Here is an 18971-nt window from a genome sequence, read left to right on the forward strand (position 1 = left end):
TCAGTTGCTGTAGGTCGCCTGGTAGAAAGACTGGGAGCCGCGTGGTCCATCCACGCGCACCGTGATGCGGTAGACCGGCTTGGGGCTCTTGGTGACGTCGCCCGGGCTCTTGCCGCCTTGGGGCGCCGCCGAAACGGTCTGGCAGGTATCAGCAGACAGTGGTCCGGTGTTCAGGCACAGCCGGTCGACCACGTAATAGATCTTCATGTTGGGAAGATTGCTCGTGCTCTCGCCGCTGATGGCCGTCGTCAGGTCGATCGAGTTGGCGGCGACGCCGTAGCCGCTGACCAGCTCGGGACTGGTGGTCGTCAGCAGGGCGTTCGGAATGCCTTCGGCGGAGGTCGCGAGCATCGCGGCGCTGTAGTTGAGCGCGGTGGCGTTGCTGTCGAGGCTGCCGGCGCCGTTGAGCGCCGTCATGGCCTGGCGCAGCGCACGCTCGGCCTGGTTGGCCATGTCGCGCTTGAAACCGAAGTTGCCGACGCTGCTGAGCGAGACGTTCATTGCGCGAATGGCCGCAACGGCGCCGATCATCAGGATCGCCAGGGTGATCAGGGCGATCACCATGATGACGCCGCGCTGGCGGCGTGCGGAGATGGCTTGCATGGTCATCTTGGTGAAGAAGGGGGTGGGCGATGGATGGGGCATCGTCGGCTCAGGGCGGCACGGCGCGGCCGCTCATGACCAGCACATTGCGCAACGGCACGGTGAACTCCACCACGCGATGTCGACGCTTGCGGTCGGCCACGGTGTAGGGGACCTGCAGGGACGTCGCGAGTCCACTGAACATCGTCAGCGTCGTCGGCCCGAAGTCTTCCTTCTCCTGGTAATCGGTGCGCAGGATCATGCTGACCTTCACCGCCATGATGCGAAAGACGTTGGCCTGATTGGCCGGGTCGTTCAGCGCGGCCGGGGCGTAGTCGCCCGTGGGCGTCACCCAGCTGTCGACGGTGCCGTCCATGGTGGCGGTGGTGTCCACACCGTAGCGCACCCGCATGTCCACCACGCCGTCCGCGACGGGGATCGGCGTGTCGCCGGCGCCGTTGGAGAAGCGCAGCAGGTCGTAACGGACCAGTTGCTGGGAGGCGTTGATGCCCAGCAGCAGGAAGCGCGGCGGGTTGCCGTTGGTGGCATTGCCCATCACCATCGCGTTCGCCACCGCGCCGGTGGAGCGGGCGTTGATCGACTCGGTGCCGATGGACGAGGCGTAATAGCTGCCGTCCAGGTCGACCTGCTGGCTCGCACCGCCGGTGTAGCTCGCAGCGGCCTGTTCCAGCATGCAGGGACGGCCTGATTCGGTGATCAAGAGCATGTCGTCACCCTTGATGCCGACGGTGGAGCTCAGTCGAAGCAAATTGGTCGCGACGCTGTTCAGTCGAACCTGGGTCGAGGTTTCACCGATGCCGCCGGTACCGGTCATCACCTGGATGACGTCCGAGCCACCGTTGCCGATGCCGGGATAGACCAGCAGCGGCAGCATCTTCACCGTGGTCGTGACCGAACCGAACGGTGCCGGGAACGCGGCGGACGCGGGCAGGATCTGCGCGCCGCTCAGCGAGCTGTAGAGCGTGCAGCCGTAGGTGTCGGTCCGGCTGGTGCTGAAGCCTGAACCGGCGCTGCGCAGCTGACGGTCAAGGTCATACGCAAGGTAGCCGGTGTTGAGCGACATGTCCGAGGTGGCGGTGCCTTGTCGCTTGCCGGTCTCGAACTTGGACGAGATCACGCCCATCGCGATGATCATCGCCATGGCGATGACGATGGAGACCATCAGCTCGATCAGCGAGAAGCCGTGCGAGGCCCGCATCGCGCGCTGGCGGGTGCGGGGAGGAAAGGGGCGGCGGTGCTGGGTCATGGTCAGTTGTTCAACCGCACGTCGGTGAAGTATTGGCGTGCCGTCCCACTGGGCGGCGTCCAGGTGATCGTGATGCGGGCGACCTGGTTGACCGAGGTGATGGTGCCGGTGCCCGAAGGCAGGCCCTGGTCGGTCGCGGCGGCCACGCGGGTCTGCCAGGCGGTCACCGTGGCTGCAGGCAGCGTGATGGTGCCGGCCAGCCACATTTCGGTGGCGATCTCATTGGCCAGCACGGCGGCGCGCTGGGCGTCCTCGGTGGCGCCGGTGGCTTGCGAGGCCCGCGCCATCAGCGAGACCAGGCCCAGCAGGCCGACGGTCATCACCAAGATGGCGCAGAGCACTTCGATCAGCGTCATGCCACGGGCACGACGACGCCGGCTGGGCATACGGGTGTGCGGGTTCATGTGGTGGGCGTCTGGTTGATTTCCGGGCAGCCGTCGGGCAGGGTGGATGACACCTGCCGCGTCTTCTCGCACATGCGGACGGTGCCGCCGAGCGTGAGCCAGACCTGCAGCTTCTTGAGATTGGCTTCCGACGAGGAGGTGGAGTCCATGCCGTAGATGATTCGGCCGCCGGACCCGGTGGTGCAGGCGGCGCCGACGCCGGTCTGGGTGTTGGTCAAGGCCAGCGGGCGACCATTGGCGTTGAAGCAGACGGCGGTCGGGCCGGTCACCGCAATGGTCGGTGCGTTGTCCAGCAGATTGCCGCACTGGGTGGCGGACGCGGTGCCGCTGCTGGTCAGCGGCAGGATCTTGATGACCCAGCGAGTGCCGGCGGCCGCAGCCTGTTCCGCACCGGTGCAGGTGGTGGCGTTGGTTCGGAAGAAGACCACCTGGCGGAAGCTGCGCACCGCTTCGGCCTGGGCCTGCTTGAGATTGGTCTGCAACGCGGAGGCCGTGCTGCGCAGCTGCGCGTTGGCGGACCAGGCGCGCATGCCGGGCATGGCGAGTGCGGTCAGCAGGCCGATGATGGCCACCACCACCATCAGCTCGATCAGCGTCAGACCACGTTGGCGGGTCAGCATGAGTCGCCCTTGCGAGTGAGCCACTTCGTGGTGCAGGTATTCCAGCCGGTGGGCGCGGCGGTGGTTTTCTTTTCGTCCTTCTCGTTCACGGTGAAGGTGAAGCCGGCGGCCGGGCTGCCGGTCACGCCCACAGCCTGCAGCACATAGCCATTGGCCGACAGCGTGGCGGCGGGGCAGCTCACCGTGAACTTGCCCAACACGGTGCCGGCTGCCGTGCACGGCGGGGTCGAGGTGCTGCCGACGGCCTGGTAGGTGCGGAAGTCCTGGTAGTAGCGTTCCATGTCGGCACGCAGGGTGGTGAGGTTGCTCACCGCTTCGGTGAGTTGACCGCGGACCACGTAATCCCGGTAGGACGGCAACGCAATGGCCGTCAGCACGCCGACGATCGCCACGACGACCATCAATTCGATCAGTGTGAAGCCCCGCTCCCCGCGATTTGTGGGCTTATTGACATTGGTGTGGGTGTTCCCAAGCATGAATCACTCCTATTTGCAGAAATTATCGACAACGACATGATGAAGGCGAGGCCGCTCATCGCGCCTCGGGTTCCGCCCGTCTTGCGGGGGTCTCCAAATGTGCAGTTCGTCACGTTTGCCTCTAGGCGCAGGGGGCGTGCGAGAGGGGAGCGGGCCGGCGGATGGGGTGGCCGTCGGTCTCCCAAAGGTGGGGGCGCGGGGTGGTGCAAGCCTTGCTCAGCAAGCGGGTGACGGCGTCAAGCGCGTTCATCGGACTGTCGCAATTCGCCAGCGCCCCAGATCCGCTCCGGCATCAATCCGGGCTTTACCCTATGATCCCGGCTCCCGGGCGGCCGCCCGTCCGGATCCATACCAAGAAATGGCATTCACCGATCCCAAATCAACAACATCTGCCGGCCCTCTGATCGAGGTGAAGGATGTGACCTGTGGCTATGCCGACCGGGTCATCCTGAGCAAGGTCAATCTGAGCCTGGCCCGCGGCAAGGTGATCGCCCTGATCGGTTCGTCCGGCGGTGGCAAGACCACCTTGCTGCGGCTGCTGACCCGGCAATTGCGGCCCATGACCGGCCAGGTGCTGTTCGATGGCCATGACCTGGCACCGATGAACCAGGACCAGCTCTACGCCCAGCGCCGTCGCATGGGCATGCTGTTCCAGTTCGGGGCGCTGTTCACCGACCTGAGCGTGTTCGAGAACGTGGCGTTCCCGCTGCGCGAGCACACGCAGCTGTCCGAGGCCATGATCCGCGATCTGGTGCTGATGAAGCTCAATGCGGTCGGCCTGCGCGGTTCCCGCGACCTGATGCCCAACGAGATCTCCGGCGGCATGGCGCGCCGCGTGGCACTGGCCCGGGCGATCGCGCTGGATCCCGACCTGGTGCTGTATGACGAACCGTTCGCCGGTCTGGATCCGATTTCACTGGGCGTGACTGCCCGCCTGATCCGCGACCTGAACGACGCCCTCGGCCTGACCAGCGTCATCGTCACCCATGACCTGCACGAGACCTTCACCATTGCCGATCATGTGGTGATGGTGGCCAATGGCGGCATCGTCGCCCAGGGCACCCCGGATGAGCTGCGCGAGAGCCGGGATCCCCTGGTCCACCAGTTCGTCAATGCCGAGGCCGATGGCCCGGTTCGTTTCCATCAGCCGGCGGTGCCGGTGCGCACCGACTTCGGCCTGCCCGAAGCCGAGGAGACCGCATGAAGAACGTGACCACGGCCATTGGCCGCGGCCTGCGGCTCAGGCTTGTTGATTGGGGCTGGTCGGCGCGTTTGCTGGGCGCCCTGGTGATGCATCTGGGGGCGAGCCTGCGTCGCTTCAGCCTGGTGCGCGAGCAGATCTTCTATCTGGGCAACCGGTCGTTGTCCATCATCGGCGTGTCGGGCCTGTTCGTCGGTTTCGTGCTGGCGCTGCAGGGCTACTACACCTTGCAGCGCTACGGCTCTGCGGAGGCCGTGGGCCTGCTGGTCGCCTTGAGCCTGGTGCGCGAACTCGGTCCGGTGGTCGCGGCGCTGCTGTTTGCCGGACGCGCAGGCACGTCGCTCACGGCGGAAATCGGTCTGATGAAAGCCGGCGAGCAGCTCAGCGCGATGGAGATGATGGCGGTCGACCCGATCCAGCGGGTGCTGGCGCCGCGATTCTGGGCCGGTGTGATCGCCATGCCCTTGCTGGCGGCGGTGTTCTCGGCGGTCGGTATCTTGGGTGGGTGGCTGGTGGCCGTGCCGCTGATCGGCATCGATGCGGGCTCGTTCTGGTCGCAGATGCAAGGCGGCGTGGATGTCTTCGCCGATGTCGGCAACGGCGTCATCAAGAGCCTGGCCTTCGGCGTGACGGTGAGCTTCGTGGCCCTCCTTCAGGGCTATGCCTGCAAGCCCACTCCGGAAGGTGTGTCCCAGGCCACAACGCGTACCGTGGTGGTGTCCTCGCTGGCGGTGCTGGCGCTGGACTTCATGCTGACCGCGATGATGTTCTCCATCTGAGTCCGGGCCACTCACTGCCCTGGCTGTAGTCAAGACTGTTTCTTTCGATTTGATCCGGAGTTGCTGATGCAATCCTCTCGTTATGACGCGTGGGTCGGGTTTTTCGTCCTGCTGGGCGGCGCGGCGCTGCTCTTCCTGGCACTCAAGGCCGGCAACCTGCTGAGCCTGAACTTTGAAGACACCTACACCGTCACCGCCAAATTCGACAACATCGGCGGCCTCAAGCCGCGTGCGGCGGTCAAGAGTGCCGGCGTGGTGATCGGCCGCGTGGACTCGATCAGCTTCGACGACAAGAGCTTCCAGGCCCGCGTGGTCCTGAAACTCAACCACGGCGTGGCCTTCCCCAAGGACAGCTCCGCCAAGATCCTGACCTCGGGCCTGCTGGGTGAGCAGTACATCGGCCTGGAACCCGGCGCGGACGAGAAGAATCTGGTCGCCGGAGACATGATCAAGCAGACCCAGTCCGCGGTCGTGCTGGAAAACCTGATCGGCCAATTCCTCTATAACAAGGCGGCCGATGCATCCTCGGGAGAGAAGCCATGACAGAACATGCCCAAACAGGGCCACGTACGGGCGGTTCGCGCGATGCGCTGCGTCCGCTGCTGCTGAGCGCCGCGCTGCTGGCCGGTGTGCCAGCGTTTGCAACGCCCGCGCCGTCCGACGTCGTCCAGACGGAGCAGGCTCAGACCGTCCCGGCGACGCTTGTTGAAGGCGTCGTCGCCCCGGTGGTTGCCGCGCAGGCGGCCAGCGAGGCCGCCAGTGCCGCCGATGCCGCCTCGGGCCCGGCGCGCGCTGAGGATCAATCCGTGGCCGATGCCGCGGCTGCTGCCGCGGCAGCGGCTTCTGACAACGCGCCGGCGGCGTCCGCGGCCGCCGCCTCTGCAGCGGAGCCCGCTGCCGCAGGCCAGGCCGGTCAAGCGGCGCAGGCCGCTTCGGATGCGCCAGCACCCGGTCCGCGTGCACGCAATCGCCTGGATCCGTGGGAGAACTGGAACCGGAAGGTCTTCAACTTCAACGAGAAGCTGGATGAGAACATCCTGCGTCCGGTGGCCACTGCCTACAGCGACCTCGTGCCGTCGCCGGCTCGTCAGGCCGTGGACAACTTCTTCGGCAACTTCTCGGATGCGTGGTCGGCGGTCAACCTGTTCCTTCAGGGCCGACTGAAAACCGGTGCGCAGCAAACCATGCGCGTGGCGGTCAACAGCGTCTTCGGTCTGGCTGGCCTGATCGACATCGCCACGCCCGCAGGCCTGGAGAAGAACAGCGAAGACCTGGGCCGTACGCTTGGCTATTGGGGCGTGAAGACCGGGCCCTACATCGTGTGGCCGCTGCTCGGCCCGTCGTCGCTGCGTGATTCGGCGACCCTGCCGGCCAATGTCTACTACTCGCCGGCCTATCTGTTTGATAACGGCGAGTACAAGGTCGGCATCACCGCGCTGCAGTTGATCAACACCCGGGCCAACCTGCTCCGCGTGACCGACATGCTCGATGGCATCGCGCTGGACAAATACACCTTCATCCGCGACGCCTACCTGCAGCGCCGCAATGTGAAGACCCACAAGGAACAAGAAGAGGATGACGACTATGAAGTCATCACGCCCGACGAGAAACCGGCTGCAACCCCTGGCCGTTGATTCGACGGGTGAAACAACCGGTAACGCCGCGGGTGGCGACCGGTGAACCGGCATCGGACTTGCCGCGTTGAAGACGTGTCCGTCCATGTCATGAAGAGAGAAAGGACAAGCATGAATTCCACCAAACGACTGTTGTTGCGCCTGGCCCTGTCGATGGCCGCGCTGAGCCCGCTGGCCTCGTTCGCCGCAGACGCTTCCGCGCCCGACCAACTGATCCGTCAGCTGTCGATCGAGACCCTGGACGCCGTCAAGAGCGACAAGGCGATCCAGGGCGGCGACGTCAACCGCATCATGGACCTGGTCAACACCAAGGTCATGCCGCATGTCGACTTCCAGCGCATCACCTCGTCGGCCGTGGGTCGCTTCTGGCGTCAGGCCACGCCCGAGCAGAAGCAGCGCCTGCAGGATGAGTTCAAGACCCTGCTGGTCCGCACCTATGCCGGCGCGCTGACCCAGGTGAAGGAGCAGACGATTGCCTTGAAGCCGCTGCGCGCAGCGCCGGAGGACACCGAAGTGGTCGTGCGGACCGAAATCCGCGGCAAGGGCGACCCGATCCAGCTCGACTACCGTCTGGAGAAGACCGACGCCGGCTGGAAGATCTATGACGTGAATGTGCTGGGCATCTGGCTGGCGGACCAATACCGCAACAGCTTCGCTCAGGAAATCAATGCCAAGGGCATCGATGGCCTGATCAAGGCACTGGCCGATCGCAATGCCAAGCCCGCGTCGGCGGCGTCCGCACCGAAGGCCAAGGGCTGAACGATGTTGAAGCTGCCCGCCCGTCTTCGGATGGACAACGTCCCGGAGGTCTGGGGCCAGCTGGAAGGCGCCTTGCGCGCTGAGATGGCCCAGGTCGGCAATGCGGCGGGTCGCTCCGTCACGTTGGACGCGAGCGGTCTCATCGACTTCGACTCCGCGGCCCTCAGCCTGCTGCTCAGCGCCCTGCGCCTGTGCGGTCAGGATGGCTGGCAACTTGATCTGCTGCAGGCGCCGTCGCCTCTGCGCGAACTGGCCCGGGTCTATGGCCTGGAGCACTTGTTCTGGGCGGATGCGGCGGTTCCCACGGCCGCTGTCGCGCCTGCCGCGAAGCTGACGGCCGAGGCCTGACGATTGGCCTTGGGCACCTCATCCGTTTCGGCTGAAGTCCCCAAGATGCATCCGCCATGGGCCGCTTTTGCGGCCCGTTTGCATTGTCTGGATCCGCGCTTGCTGTGGACGTTGCTCAGCGCTGTCTGGACGGCCGACCTCGGTACATGCGCAAGAGGTGGCGAGTTGGGCTGCCGGCGAAAGACCTCGTCCAAGCCGAGCGAGAATCCCACGCATGAGTGCCACTGACTTGCCCCCGCTCGGAACGTTGACGTTGTCAGGCGTCAATCCGACCGCGGCGGCGGATGCCGCTACGTCTGGCGCGATCGACATGGCTTCCGATCCCATGCCCACGCCGCCCGTGCAGCCTGACCTGGATGCCTGCTGCGGGAACGGCTGCGATCCCTGCATCTTCGATCTCCATGATTTGGAGATGGACCGTTATCGCCAGGCGCTGCGAGCCTGGCAGGCGCGTCACCCGGACGGCGCTGCGGCGGCTTAGGCCGGGATGCTGTAGTCCCGTTGGGTCATGACGTCGATGCCGCATTCCAGCGTCGACACCCAGTCGATGAATTGCTCGATCGCGGCACCCGCCATCGGCGCGCCGTGCTGCGGCACCAGCATGCGGATGGGCAGCGAACGCACCATCGATGCCCACAACTTGAGCACCTTGCCGCTCACCATGTAGCGGCGATGGAAGGCTTGCATCGAGGGGATGTGGGGACGGAGGTCGGTGATGGTCGTGGCCGGATCCACGCCGATCGACACGCCCAGGTCGCCGGAGAACAGAATGCCGCTGGTCTCGTCCCAGAACTGGAAGTTGCCTTCCGAGTGCAGGAAATGCGCCGGCAAGGCGACCAACTTGCTCTGGCCCACCGCGATGCGCATGCCGCCATCCGGAATGCCGACGATGCGCCCGGCCGTCTTTCCCGGCTTGCAGAAGTGCGGGACGAAACGTTCCCACACCTTGGAGATGTAGACCGGGGCAGAGGTGGCGGTCATCCACCGATCCAGCGACGCAATGATGTCGGGGTCCGCGTGCGATGCCACGATCGCCGACAGCCGATGCGGCGGAAAGCAGCCCGTCATCCCGACATACAGATCGTTGTAGGCGAGGTTGCCGCCCGGATCGATGACCGCGCCGGTGCCGTTGTCGACGATCAGAAACTGATTGGACTGGACCCCGTCGCCGTGTTCGATGTCGCAGAACATCAGGCAGCGGTGTTCGCCCTTGTTGAAGAGTTCGATCGGCAACGCAGCCCCCTGTTGATCAAAGGCAAACACGTTACCGCGATGACCTTCATTTGCGTGGCTGGACCGAGGGCTGGCTTGACATAAGGCAAGGCGATGAGCGCCCCGGGACGGGGGCTGCTACGCTAGCCGACAGTGCGCTCGCGACAACGGCGAGCGAGGTGTTTCCCACTTCTGACTCTCCTCCCGCTTCCCATGCCGCTGCATATTCACACGCCGCTCATCTCGTCCCGTCCCTTGACTCTTCGCACCGGCAAGGAGGTCTGGCTCAAGCTGGACGCGCTGCAGCCTGTGGGGTCCTTCAAGCTGCGCGGCATCGGCGCGGCGTGCGAGGCGCATGCGGCGGCGGGCAAGACCCGGTTCGTGTCGTCATCGGGCGGCAATGCCGGGATCGCGGTGGCCTATGCGGGCCGCCGGTTGGGCATCCCGGTGACGGTCGTGGTGCCGGAGACCGCCACCGCCCATGCGCGCCGGCTGATCGAGCAGGAGGGCGCCACCCTGATCGTGCATGGCGCGTCGTGGCAGGAGGCCAATGAACGGGCGCAGTCGCTGCTGGATGCCCACACCGCCTTTCTCCATCCGTTCGACGACCCCCTGCTGTGGGCCGGTCATGCCTCGCTCATCGACGAGGTGGTGCGCGAGGGCCTGCGCTTCGATGCGGTGGTGGTCGCGGTGGGCGGCGGTGGCCTGCTGTCGGGCGTGGTGGAGGGGTTGCGTCGTCAGGGCTTGGCGGATGTCCCGGTCATTGCGGTGGAGACGCACGGTGCCGACTCGCTGGCGCAGTCGATGCACGCCGGACGTCGCGTGACGCTGGACGCGATCTCCAGCGTGGCGACCTCGCTGGGCGCGAAGCAGGTCTGTGCGCAGGCGTTCGAGCTGACACGTTCGCACGACATCCGCAGCCATGTGGTGTCGGATCGTGCCGCCTTGGCCGCCTGCCTGCAGTTTCTGCAGGACCATCGATTGTTGGTCGAGCCCGCGTGCGGCGCCGCGCTGGCTGCGCTGTATGAGGCCGATTCGACGGTGCTGGCGTCCTTCCAGGCACCGCTTGTCGTGGTGTGCGGCGGCGCGACGGCGCCTTATGAGCAGATCAACGCCTGGCATGCCAATGCGCCTGCCTGAGCCTGGACGGTCAAACTGGACAGCCCTGCGGAATCCTCTACCCATCGTTCAGCTTACCGCTTGCCGGCTGCCCGCTTCCCGCGCCTGATGGCCCTGGCCGTTCAACGGAAGGTCTGCAACGCCTTGCGACCTTCTGCCGTCAGGAAAGGCAACACCACATCGATGGGCAGCACCACCACCTCGATGCAAGGCGTCAGCGCATACGGCGCATCCGCCTGAAACGCCAGTCCCTGAGCGACCGGATGCACGCCTGACAGCGACAGCGTGATGCCGTCGATGCATTCGGGCTCGGCGCCGTTGGGTGTCTTGCGATAGCGCGCCATCAGTTGCCTGCCCAGGGCAGAGTCTTTCTCAATGCCCTGGCGCAGGTCTTCGCGCAGCCACTGGGTCACATCCTCCTGCGCGCCGGTGTCCAGACGGTAGGTGCGAAAACTCTCGCCGTGCCAGGGATGCGCGCCGCCGCAGTAGCCCTCGTTGTTCAAGGACACAGCGACATAACCACGGCTCCAGGCCACGACGTCTTCCTGAAGATTGGATTCGAACTCGGACGCTCGGCCACGCTCGCGGCGGGCTTCGGCGCGGCAATCGAGGTGCTCGCCCAGCGTCTCGGTGGCCTGCTGCCAGAGCGACTGGTTGATCGCCAGGATTCCTGTCGACGTGCCCTGCAGACGGACCGCCTGGATGCTGGCGCCTGCCGCGTCGAGCACCAGCCGCTCGTAGCTGCCATTTCCGATGCGCGTTGTGCCGCGTGTGGTTGGCTTGATCGAGGCAAGACGCGCCGCATGGTATTGCTCATCCGGAATGCGCATGGCCTGGATCGGCAAGGTCTTCACACCGCTGGGTGTGCGCCATTCGCCGGTGAGCATCGTCCCGTCGCAATCAAGGCGCAATTGGCCGGTCGCCTGACCCTTGTCGTCGATCTCCACCCACTGCCGATCATTCGCCGGGTCTTGCTTGAGCTCCAGCTCCGCCATCGCATCGCGGTAGTAATAGCGGCCCGACAGCGGATCATCGCGCTGTGTCGCCTCCAACTGCAGCGTGATCGGCAGCTTTCCCAGTGTCCCGGACCAAGTGCCGGATTGGCAGGTCGCTGCGTGGACGGCGGATACCGAGGCCATGAGCAGCATGAAGGTGAGCGAGCGATTGATCATGGCGCGAGATTCTCCGTCTTCCGTCTTCCGTCTTGGTCGATGTCGATGTCGATGTCGATGTCGATGTCGATGTCGTCGGATTGCGCTCGCATCGGCTCGCGACTGTGATCCAGAGATGTCTCGGGCTCGGTCGACCCGCACGACGATCCCCAGGATATGCCAGGATTCCCCCGTCTTCTTCTCAATGGCCCCACTTGATCAAGTCGGTCAACTTGAAACCAAGCGTGAGGCGCTCGCAGCCTTTGATCTTTGTCGTCGTGGCCAGCGGTGCGGCGCCGAGATGATGGGCGTCTTTCACCTGGAGACGGTCGGTTCTGCTGAAGAGCCAGGGCGGCGGTGAGCTTTCCACGCCAGCCAGGTACGTTGAGGAACGCAACGCAATCGGATGGTTCAAAGTAGGTGCAATCGTTGCATTGAACCTCGTCCTAACGTCCGTGATCAGCCTTCACGCGCCCTGACGAAACCGGGCGGCAGCAGGGCGAGCGGCCCAGTCTCTGCGATCAATTCTGTCGACTCCGACGAGTCGACCCCACCACTGCGAGTGACGATGGCCAAGAAGATTTCTCCCACCCCAGCGCACGATCCTGATTCGGTGTCCGCAAGTCCTGCACCCATGACGCCACAGACACGGGTGGCGAAGGGTGAATCGATTGAATCGATTGAAGCGAACGGGGCGAGCATTCAGACGCAGGTGTCTGTGCAGCGGGTCGCTCTGCCTGCCGAGTCCGTCCCCGGCGTCGAGTGCGACGCCAAGGGCGACACCGTGTGCAACGCCAAGGGCGACACTGAGGGCGACGACAAGGACGATTCCGACGACAACGCCGGTCGGTTGGCGACGTCTGCGCGGCCCGCTGCAGGACTTGCCGAATCGCCCTTCGCCGCTGCTCGACCGGCCTCGCCGCAGAAAACGGGTCCGAGCTCGTCGTCGACCGACCCGATGGTGGCGGCAGCCGTGGCGGCGGCTCGGTTCGGCGCGTCGCTCAAGTCCAAGGGGTCCACGGCGGGGCTGCGCGAGAACGACACCTCGCCCGATCGACGCCCCGAGGCCATGCAAAGCGCCCTCCGGCGCAACAAGCTGCTGGCCGCCATCGTCCCGCTCTTGGACATCAAGCCGCTGCTCCGCCTGGATGACGAGACCTTCGACGACTTCCTCTACCTCTGCCGCATGTACCCCAGTCGCAGCCGATTCCCATGCGGCAATCTGGATTGGCTGGCGCCACGGAGAGACATCACCGTGCGGGCCGCGCTGGCCTCGCTGCGTGAGCGGCTTCAGCAGGCCGCAGCCGCCATCGAGCTGGTGGCGCGTCTGGAACGGGACTTCGTCGACGAGAACCCGCTGCCGGATGACGACGAAGCAGTGGTGGTGGCCGCCAACGTCCGAGACCTGATCCGTGGGGCGATGGCGATGCTGGGCATCATCGAGCGTGCGCTGGGACTGGGCGAGGCCATGGTGCACATGGATCAGTCGCTCGTGCCCACGGTTCGGGAGCCTGCGATGAGGTATGCGCAACGAAGCGGTGTGACCCACAGTCTCAAGGCGCATTGAGACGTGTCCGCTCCCAACCGCTTGGGGGCCGGCTGACAGCCGGGCAAGGCTGCTGCCCGAAGGTCCAGGCCCAGCCGCATCGACAGGCGGACGGGCACGGGCCGCAGCCCATCGAGCGCCCTGGCGTTAGAGTGTGGCCCTGGAAGCACCGCTGCGTCCCATGGCCGCAGCGGCGCCTCGCCTCGAATCCGCCCCCACGCAGGACCGTCGGCCGTGACCGCGCCCCGAAAATCAACCACCTCCAAACCCGCCCGGGTGCGACACCATCACCATGTCTATGTGGTTGAGCTGTCGGACCGGGTCTGGAATGAAGCGCGGTTTCGCAAGGCCAACCCGGATCATCAACTGGGCAAGCCCTTCGTCTATGTCGGCATGACGGGCCTGGACCCGGATTTGCGCTTCGACAAGCACAAGGCCGGCATCCAGTCGAATCGCTTCGTCTTCGAGTACGGGCTGCGCCTGCTGCCCTCGCTGTATGAAGTCTTCAATCCGATGCCTTATGAGGCGGCGCGGGAGATGGAAGTCGAACTGGCGATCGGCCTACGAGAGGCCGGATACGGCGTCTGGCAGGCCTGAATCAAGGCGCTGCCGTCACCACCTTGACCAAAGACTTGGCTGCAGGTGCGGTGCCGCTGCTGTAGTGTCCGTTGAGCAGCTTGAGTTGGGCCTCTGACAGCACCGAGCTCTTCGCGAGTTCGGCAAAGCCGCCGGGCGGGAACGCGCGCAAGCTGATCTTCCATGGCTTGGCCAGTTGCTTGTCCTGTGCCGTCAGCGCGCGGAAACTCTCTTCCGCCTGGGTCAGGGCGGCCCGCTGGGCTTGGAGAGAGGCGGCATCCTTCGCCGCATAGGCCAAGGCATACACTTGACCCTTGGCGCTGGTGATCAGCGTGAGCTCTGCCTGCCCCCGCTGGCCCTTTGCATTGCGGCGGACACCGCTGAAGCGGGTGGCGCTCAGCCCGTTGATGCGCTTGGCATCGGTGCGTCCCTGTTCGGCGCCCCAGCGTCGCAGGATCTCCTCATGGGAGCTTCCCGCCTGCGTCGGTACCGACTGAAGAATCAGCGCCGCATCACGGGCCGGGCTCATCACGGTGAGCGACTCGCTGTCGTTGGCCAGCGTCCAGCCGGCAGGTGCGGTGAGGGCGATGTCCAGAGACGGGTGAAGAAACTGTTGGCCGCGCACCAGGCCCTGCGACGGGCTGTCCCCGAAGACCAGGCCGTCGATCGCTCGCAGGAAGGCGGCCCGGTTCTCGTCCACCGGACGATCGCCGGTGAGCGCGGCCGCTTCGTCGCGGATGCGCTGCAAGCGTTGTTCATTGCTGGGATGCGAGGCCAGCCAGTTGTTGCCGGTGCCGGGCTGTCGGCCCTGGGCGCGGGCCTGGTCGGCGGCGAACTGCTCCTGATCCTTCAACACCTGGATCACATCGACCATGTGTTTGGGGTCGTAGCGATTGCGGGCCAGGTACTCGGCGCCGAGCTCGTCTGCTTGAAGCTCCTGCTCCCGGCTGTATGACGCGACATAGCCTGCCGCGACGTTCTGCGACACCTGCCCGGCCATGTCGGCCGCGCCCCCGACGCCTTGCGATTCCAGCAACACCCCCAACACCGTGGCGGCCAGCACGCCAATGCCGGCGGTCTGCTGACGGGTGGCACGCTGCGCGCCGTGACGGGCGGTCACGTGGCCGATCTCATGGCCCATCACGCCGGCCAGGTCGGCCTCGTTTTCCATGTAGGCGAGGATGCCGCGGGTCACGTACACATAGCCGCCGGGCAGGGCGAAGGCATTCACCTCGGGACTGTCCAGCACAGTGAAGTGCCAGTCCAGTTCGGCCCGGTGGGATTGGGCCGCCAGCTTCTTGCCCAGGGCGGTGACATAGGCCTGCAGCGCCGGATCATCGACCGGGGTGGTGCTCTTGAGCACCTGCTGGTGGGCCTTGCGGCCTTCCTCGACTTCCTGCTGCAGCGACATCACGCTGCGCTCCGCGCGCCCGCTGACCGGGTTGACGACGGTGCTGCCGCACCCCGCCAGCAGCGACGCCGTGACCAGAAGCCCCGCGACCCAGCGCTGAGGTGCCCGCGCCTGCCACCGAGGCCAGGCCTGTGCAAGTTGCGCCGAGGCCGCTTGCGCCATCTGCCCGATCGCGGGCTTCACCGTCGCCTTCACCGTCGCCTTCATCGTCACCCGTCAGTGCTGGTTGGTCGCTGTTCTTCTCAGTGCGGCTGGATCAGTCCGCTTGTTCGCGCAGGGTCCACAGGGTGAGAACGCCTTCCGGCACCTCTCGGCTGAGCGCATCACGCCAATGCAGATCGGTGAGTTTTTCCTGGTCCTCTGCGCTGAGCTGGCTTTCGTCGCCGCCCAGCAGCGCGATCGGGGCCAGTGCGGCCGCGGTCTTGACGTGCTCGAACAGCGGGCTCCAGGCGTCGCCGTCCTGATCGACGCCGATCATGAAACCGGTGCACCAGTCCTCGGCATCCACCAATTGCTGCTCGCCTTCTTCGGCCACGCTGAAGATCGGCTCCCACTCCTGCTGCTTGGAGCCCCACTGCACCGCGAGGCTGTGCACATGCCGCAGCAGCCACAGGCCGATGCGCTTGCGTTGCTTGCCGCTCTGGAACGGATCGCCGCCGCCCCAGATGGGCGACATCCACTCCACGCCCGGCTTGTCGGTCAGGGGGGAGGGGCTGAGCAGCATGGCGCTGAGGTAGCCGTCCAGCGCCTCGATGTTCATCGCGGAGTCGGTGGGCACGTCGGACAGCCAGTCGTCGAGGTCCTGCAGCTCGTCGTCGGTCAGCGGCAGGTAGTCGGCCTTGTCGGGTTGGTACTGCGGAAAATCCATGGTGGTCGGGGTCCTGAGGGGTCGGGGAGGGCGGGAGTGTCAGCGCTGGCTGCGGGCTTTGCGGCCGTCGAATTCGGTGAGCTGGGCCTTCAGCAAGGCCATCAGCACACGGGCATTGGCCTCGCTCATGGTGATGAGGGAGGAAGGTTCGATGCCGTCCACCGGCTGGCGCGCGGTGACCATGGCGTCGACCTTGAAGCTCACGGTGCCGTGGCTGGAATTGGAGGCGGCCTTGAACTTCTGGATCTCGATCTGATGCGTCTTCATGGTGTGATTCTCCGCGATGAACGCTCCCATGGGGGTCGCGACGCCGTCAATGACGACTGCTTTCCTGTACTGATGTCGGTGTGCATCCACAGTGCGCCGCAGCCGGTACATTCGCCCCTGGCCGCTTCGCACTGTCGGCTGGCGATGCGCCGGGAGCTCCCGCCCCCCGCACGGACGACCGGTCCGGGACGCCCCACGGCAGTGCGAAGCGGCGCCCGCGCCCTTGATTTCCCACCATACCAGCGATGCCCAAGCCGATCGAGCCCCGTGACCGCCGCCCCGAAGCCGAACGCCTGGGCCGTCCCCTGTCAGGGTGGCGACTGAAGGTCTACACCGTCATCTTCGAAGCCGATACCCGCGCGGGCCGCAGCTTCGACCTGGCCTTGATCGGCCTGGTGCTGTTCAGCATCGCGGTGGTGATGTTGGAGAGCGTCGCCTCGTTCCGGGCCCGGCACGGCACATGGTTGACGGTGAGCGAGTACCTGCTGACCGCGGTGTTCTCCATCGAATACCTGCTGCGGCTGGCCTGCGTGCGGCATCCGTGGCGCTATGCGCGCAGCTTCTACGGGATCGTCGACCTGCTGGCCGTGCTGCCGACCTACCTGGCGCTCTTCATGCCGGAGCTGTATGCGCTGGTGGACGTGCGGGTGTTGCGGCTGCTGCGGGTGTTCCGGGTGCTCAAGCTGAGCGCCTATGTGGCGGAGACGGCCATGCTGGTCGAGGCCCTGCGGGCCAGTGCCCGCAAGATCTCGGTGTTCATTTCGGTGGTGGTCATGATCGTGGTGGTGCTGGGCACCGTCATGTATGTGGTGGAGGGCCCCCACAACGGCTTCAGCAGCATTCCGGCGAGCATCTATTGGGCGATCACGACCATGACCACGGTCGGCTACGGCGACATCACGCCGAAGACGGATTTCGGTCGCGCGATTGCTTCGCTGATGATGCTGGTGGGCTGGGGCATCCTGGCGGTGCCCACCGGCATCGTGACCGCCGAGATGACCGCTCAACGCCGGCAGCGCCCGGCCACGACCCGCACCTGCCAGGTCTGCCTCAGCGAGGGGCACTTGCCCGAGGCCCGCTTTTGTCGCGACTGCGGTGCCTCGTTGCCGCCCTATCAGCGCGATTGAGTCAAGGACGGCGGATCGCCGCCGTCCGGTGTCCCTTCAGCGACCGCGCAGCCGTTGGATCAGCGTCACCGCGCCCAGCACGATCGCGCCGGCGACGATGCCGACGAGCGCATCGCTGAGCAGTTCCACGACGGTCTGCCCAAAGCCGCTGGCGCCCAGCGTTGCCACCAGATGCTGGATGCCCTCATGCAGCACGCCCAGGCCGTGGGTCAGGATGCCCCCGCCGACCAGGAACATCGCGGCCGTTCCTGCCACCGACAGCACCTTCATCAGCCACGGCGCCAGCGCCAGCAGACCGCGCCCCAGTGACTGCTGCCAGGCAGCACCGCGGCGGCTCAGCCACAGGCCGGCATCGTCCAGCTTCACGATCGCGGCGACCAGACCGTAGACGCCGATCGTCATCGCCAGGGCGATGCCGGTCAGCACCAGCAGCCGGGTGGTGAAGTTGGAATCGGCCACCGTTCCAAGCGTGATGGCGATGATCTCGGCGGACAGGATGAAATCGGTCCGGATTGCGCCTTTGATCTTGTCCCGCTCCAGCGCGGCGAGGTCGGCGTTCGGATCCAGCAATGCCTGTTCGATGGCCTCGGCATGCGCATCATCCTCCGGCGAGTGCAGCCAGCGATGGGCCAGTTTCTCGACGCCCTCGAAGCACAGGTAGGCGCCGCCCACCATCAGGAGCGGGGTCACCAGCCAGGGCGCCCAGGCGCTGATGGCCAACGCCGCCGGCACCAGGATGGCCTTGTTGAGCAGCGAGCCCTTGAACACGCCCCACACCACCGGCAGTTCACGGTCGGCTCGCACGCCGGTCACCTGTTGCGCATTCAGCGCCAGATCATCCCCGAGCACGCCGGAGGTTTTCTTGGCGGCCACTTTGGAGAGCAGGGCCACGTCGTCGAGGACGGTGGTGATGTCGTCAAGCAGGGCAAGCAGGCTGGAGGCCATGGATCGGTTCTCTTTGGTTCTTTGCGGAATGTGAAGCCCGGTTTGTACCGCATGCGCACGGGCGAACCCCTACGGCACATCCCGCGCCCACCGTGGAATTGGCGCCGATGGCACACTCGCGCGCATGAAACGACGCACCTCCATCACCCTGGTGACCGCCGCCTTGGCAGCGGTCCTGTCGCTCCCCTCGTTGGCCGCCGAGACGAGCGCTCCCTACAACGAGCAGGCCGACGCCCGGGCGGACATCAACCAGGCGCTCACCCGCGCGGCCGCCGAGCACAAGCAGGTGCTGGTGGTCTACGGCGCCAACTGGTGCAAGGATTGCCTGGCCCTGGATCGCGGCTTCGGCCAGGGCGCACTGGCCGCCGAAGTGCACAAGCGCTTCGTCACGGTGAAGGTCAACGTCGGTCGTTTCGACCGGAATGTGGACGTGGCCAACCAGATGGGCGTGACCCTGAAAAAGGGCATCCCGACGGTCGCCGTGCTGAGCCGGGACGGCCAGGTGCTGGGCGCCACCCTCGGCGGTGAACTGGCGGATGCCCGCAGCATGGGCCAGGATGCGGTCCTGCAGGTGCTGGCCAAGCTGGGTCAGCAGTAAGGTTGCTGGAGGGCGGGCTGCGGTTGCCGGGGCCAGCCCGCCAACCAACCAACCAGCGATCTAGCGATCCAGCCAACCGAC

The 18971-nt window shown here is 65.8% G+C and carries 24 protein-coding genes; 12 read left to right on the forward strand and 12 right to left on the reverse strand.

Features of this window, described 5'->3' with window-relative positions; genetic code table 11:
- Genes N4261_RS05290 through N4261_RS05310 form a run of 5 tightly spaced genes read right to left on the reverse strand, consistent with a single transcriptional unit; the run spans position 1 to position 3349 of the window.
- Positions 1–603: a pilus assembly PilX family protein gene (locus N4261_RS05290; protein ID WP_261759168.1), complete on the reverse strand. Its 603-nt coding sequence runs from the start codon at positions 601–603 to the stop codon at positions 1–3.
- Positions 604–652: 49 nt separating this feature from the next.
- Positions 653–1849, reverse strand: a complete 1197-nt coding sequence (locus N4261_RS05295) for a PilW family protein (protein WP_261759169.1) — start codon at positions 1847–1849, stop codon at positions 653–655.
- A 2-nt stretch (positions 1850–1851) separates the two neighbouring features.
- Positions 1852–2253: a type IV pilus modification PilV family protein gene (locus tag N4261_RS05300; RefSeq protein WP_261759170.1), complete on the reverse strand. Its 402-nt coding sequence runs from the start codon at positions 2251–2253 to the stop codon at positions 1852–1854.
- Positions 2250–2873: a prepilin-type N-terminal cleavage/methylation domain-containing protein gene (locus tag N4261_RS05305; RefSeq protein WP_261759171.1), complete on the reverse strand. Its 624-nt coding sequence runs from the start codon at positions 2871–2873 to the stop codon at positions 2250–2252. The genes N4261_RS05300 and N4261_RS05305 overlap by 4 nt, the downstream gene beginning before the upstream one ends.
- Positions 2867–3349 (reverse strand): type IV pilin protein, encoded by a 483-nt coding sequence (locus N4261_RS05310; RefSeq protein ID WP_290428849.1) that lies wholly within the window; start codon positions 3347–3349, stop codon positions 2867–2869. Before N4261_RS05310 ends, N4261_RS05305 begins: the two co-directional genes overlap by 7 nt.
- Positions 3350–3707: 358 nt before the next feature.
- On the opposite strand from N4261_RS05310, the gene N4261_RS05320 reads away from it, so the two are divergent.
- The 7 genes from N4261_RS05320 to N4261_RS05350 all read left to right on the forward strand — a co-directional run bounded on the left by N4261_RS05320 (position 3708) and on the right by N4261_RS05350 (position 8551).
- On the forward strand, positions 3708–4553 hold the full coding sequence (locus tag N4261_RS05320; protein ID WP_261759172.1) for an ABC transporter ATP-binding protein: 846 nt from the start codon (positions 3708–3710) through the stop codon (positions 4551–4553).
- Positions 4550–5329 (forward strand): lipid asymmetry maintenance ABC transporter permease subunit MlaE, encoded by a 780-nt coding sequence (gene mlaE / locus N4261_RS05325; RefSeq protein ID WP_261759173.1) that lies wholly within the window; start codon positions 4550–4552, stop codon positions 5327–5329. Before N4261_RS05320 ends, mlaE begins: the two co-directional genes overlap by 4 nt.
- Before the next feature lie 66 nt (positions 5330–5395).
- Positions 5396–5872: an outer membrane lipid asymmetry maintenance protein MlaD gene (mlaD, locus tag N4261_RS05330; protein WP_261759174.1), complete on the forward strand. Its 477-nt coding sequence runs from the start codon at positions 5396–5398 to the stop codon at positions 5870–5872.
- Positions 5869–6963 (forward strand): MlaA family lipoprotein, encoded by a 1095-nt coding sequence (locus N4261_RS05335; RefSeq protein ID WP_261759175.1) that lies wholly within the window; start codon positions 5869–5871, stop codon positions 6961–6963. Before mlaD ends, N4261_RS05335 begins: the two co-directional genes overlap by 4 nt.
- A gap of 111 nt (positions 6964–7074) precedes the next feature.
- The gene (locus N4261_RS05340) at positions 7075–7722 is read left to right on the forward strand and encodes an MlaC/ttg2D family ABC transporter substrate-binding protein (protein ID WP_261759176.1); all 648 of its coding nucleotides are present in this window, start codon (positions 7075–7077) and stop codon (positions 7720–7722) included.
- A 3-nt stretch (positions 7723–7725) separates the two neighbouring features.
- Positions 7726–8070 carry an STAS domain-containing protein gene (locus N4261_RS05345; RefSeq protein WP_261759177.1) on the forward strand — a complete coding sequence of 115 codons (345 nt, stop codon included), beginning with the start codon at positions 7726–7728 and terminating at the stop codon, positions 8068–8070.
- Between the two features lie 310 nt (positions 8071–8380).
- Positions 8381–8551, forward strand: coding sequence for an oxidoreductase-like domain-containing protein (locus tag N4261_RS05350; RefSeq protein WP_261760616.1), 171 nt, complete (start codon positions 8381–8383; stop codon positions 8549–8551).
- On the opposite strand, the gene N4261_RS05355 is transcribed toward N4261_RS05350, so the two are convergent.
- Complete coding sequence (locus N4261_RS05355; RefSeq protein ID WP_261760617.1) at positions 8548–9303, reverse strand: oxygen-binding di-iron domain-containing protein; 756 nt, start codon at positions 9301–9303, stop codon at positions 8548–8550. The two genes, N4261_RS05350 and N4261_RS05355, sit on opposite strands and share 4 nt — an antisense overlap.
- Before the next feature lie 192 nt (positions 9304–9495).
- On the opposite strand from N4261_RS05355, the gene N4261_RS05360 reads away from it, so the two are divergent.
- A complete protein-coding gene (locus N4261_RS05360) occupies positions 9496–10422 on the forward strand; it encodes a pyridoxal-phosphate dependent enzyme (protein WP_261759178.1) in 927 nt (308 codons plus the stop codon).
- A 101-nt stretch (positions 10423–10523) separates the two neighbouring features.
- On the opposite strand, the gene N4261_RS05365 is transcribed toward N4261_RS05360, so the two are convergent.
- Both N4261_RS05365 and N4261_RS05370 read right to left on the reverse strand, forming a co-directional pair.
- The gene (locus tag N4261_RS05365; protein WP_261759179.1) at positions 10524–11573 is read right to left on the reverse strand and encodes a hypothetical protein; all 1050 of its coding nucleotides are present in this window, start codon (positions 11571–11573) and stop codon (positions 10524–10526) included.
- Positions 11574–11754: 181 nt separating this feature from the next.
- The gene (locus N4261_RS05370; protein WP_261759180.1) at positions 11755–11967 is read right to left on the reverse strand and encodes a hypothetical protein; all 213 of its coding nucleotides are present in this window, start codon (positions 11965–11967) and stop codon (positions 11755–11757) included.
- Between the two features lie 219 nt (positions 11968–12186).
- Here N4261_RS05370 and N4261_RS05375 point away from each other — a divergent pair, with 219 nt between their 5' ends.
- Positions 12187–13119: a hypothetical protein gene (locus tag N4261_RS05375; RefSeq protein ID WP_261759181.1), complete on the forward strand. Its 933-nt coding sequence runs from the start codon at positions 12187–12189 to the stop codon at positions 13117–13119.
- 213 nt (positions 13120–13332) lie between these two features.
- On the forward strand, positions 13333–13695 hold the full coding sequence (locus N4261_RS05380) for a hypothetical protein (protein WP_261759182.1): 363 nt from the start codon (positions 13333–13335) through the stop codon (positions 13693–13695).
- A gap of 1 nt (position 13696) precedes the next feature.
- On the opposite strand, the gene N4261_RS05385 is transcribed toward N4261_RS05380, so the two are convergent.
- From N4261_RS05385 to N4261_RS05395, 3 genes are read right to left on the reverse strand one after another with little or no spacing between them, the layout of a single operon-like run.
- Positions 13697–15292, reverse strand: coding sequence for a M48 family metalloprotease (locus N4261_RS05385; protein ID WP_261759183.1), 1596 nt, complete (start codon positions 15290–15292; stop codon positions 13697–13699).
- 49 nt (positions 15293–15341) lie between these two features.
- On the reverse strand, positions 15342–15953 hold the full coding sequence (locus N4261_RS05390; RefSeq protein WP_261759184.1) for a UPF0149 family protein: 612 nt from the start codon (positions 15951–15953) through the stop codon (positions 15342–15344).
- A 39-nt stretch (positions 15954–15992) separates the two neighbouring features.
- Positions 15993–16220 carry a hypothetical protein gene (locus N4261_RS05395; protein WP_261759185.1) on the reverse strand — a complete coding sequence of 76 codons (228 nt, stop codon included), beginning with the start codon at positions 16218–16220 and terminating at the stop codon, positions 15993–15995.
- A gap of 245 nt (positions 16221–16465) precedes the next feature.
- On the opposite strand from N4261_RS05395, the gene N4261_RS05400 reads away from it, so the two are divergent.
- The gene (locus N4261_RS05400) at positions 16466–17347 is read left to right on the forward strand and encodes an ion transporter (protein WP_261759186.1); all 882 of its coding nucleotides are present in this window, start codon (positions 16466–16468) and stop codon (positions 17345–17347) included.
- A 36-nt stretch (positions 17348–17383) separates the two neighbouring features.
- On the opposite strand, the gene N4261_RS05405 is transcribed toward N4261_RS05400, so the two are convergent.
- Positions 17384–18292, reverse strand: a complete 909-nt coding sequence (locus N4261_RS05405; RefSeq protein WP_261759187.1) for a DUF808 domain-containing protein — start codon at positions 18290–18292, stop codon at positions 17384–17386.
- A gap of 124 nt (positions 18293–18416) precedes the next feature.
- Between N4261_RS05405 and N4261_RS05410 the strand changes: the two genes are divergently transcribed.
- Positions 18417–18890: a thioredoxin family protein gene (locus N4261_RS05410; protein ID WP_261759188.1), complete on the forward strand. Its 474-nt coding sequence runs from the start codon at positions 18417–18419 to the stop codon at positions 18888–18890.
- Positions 18891–18971: the final 81 nt, after the last annotated feature.

This window comes from Roseateles amylovorans (assembly GCF_025398155.2).
GTDB classification, from domain to species: Bacteria; Pseudomonadota; Gammaproteobacteria; order Burkholderiales; family Burkholderiaceae_C; genus Roseateles; species Roseateles amylovorans.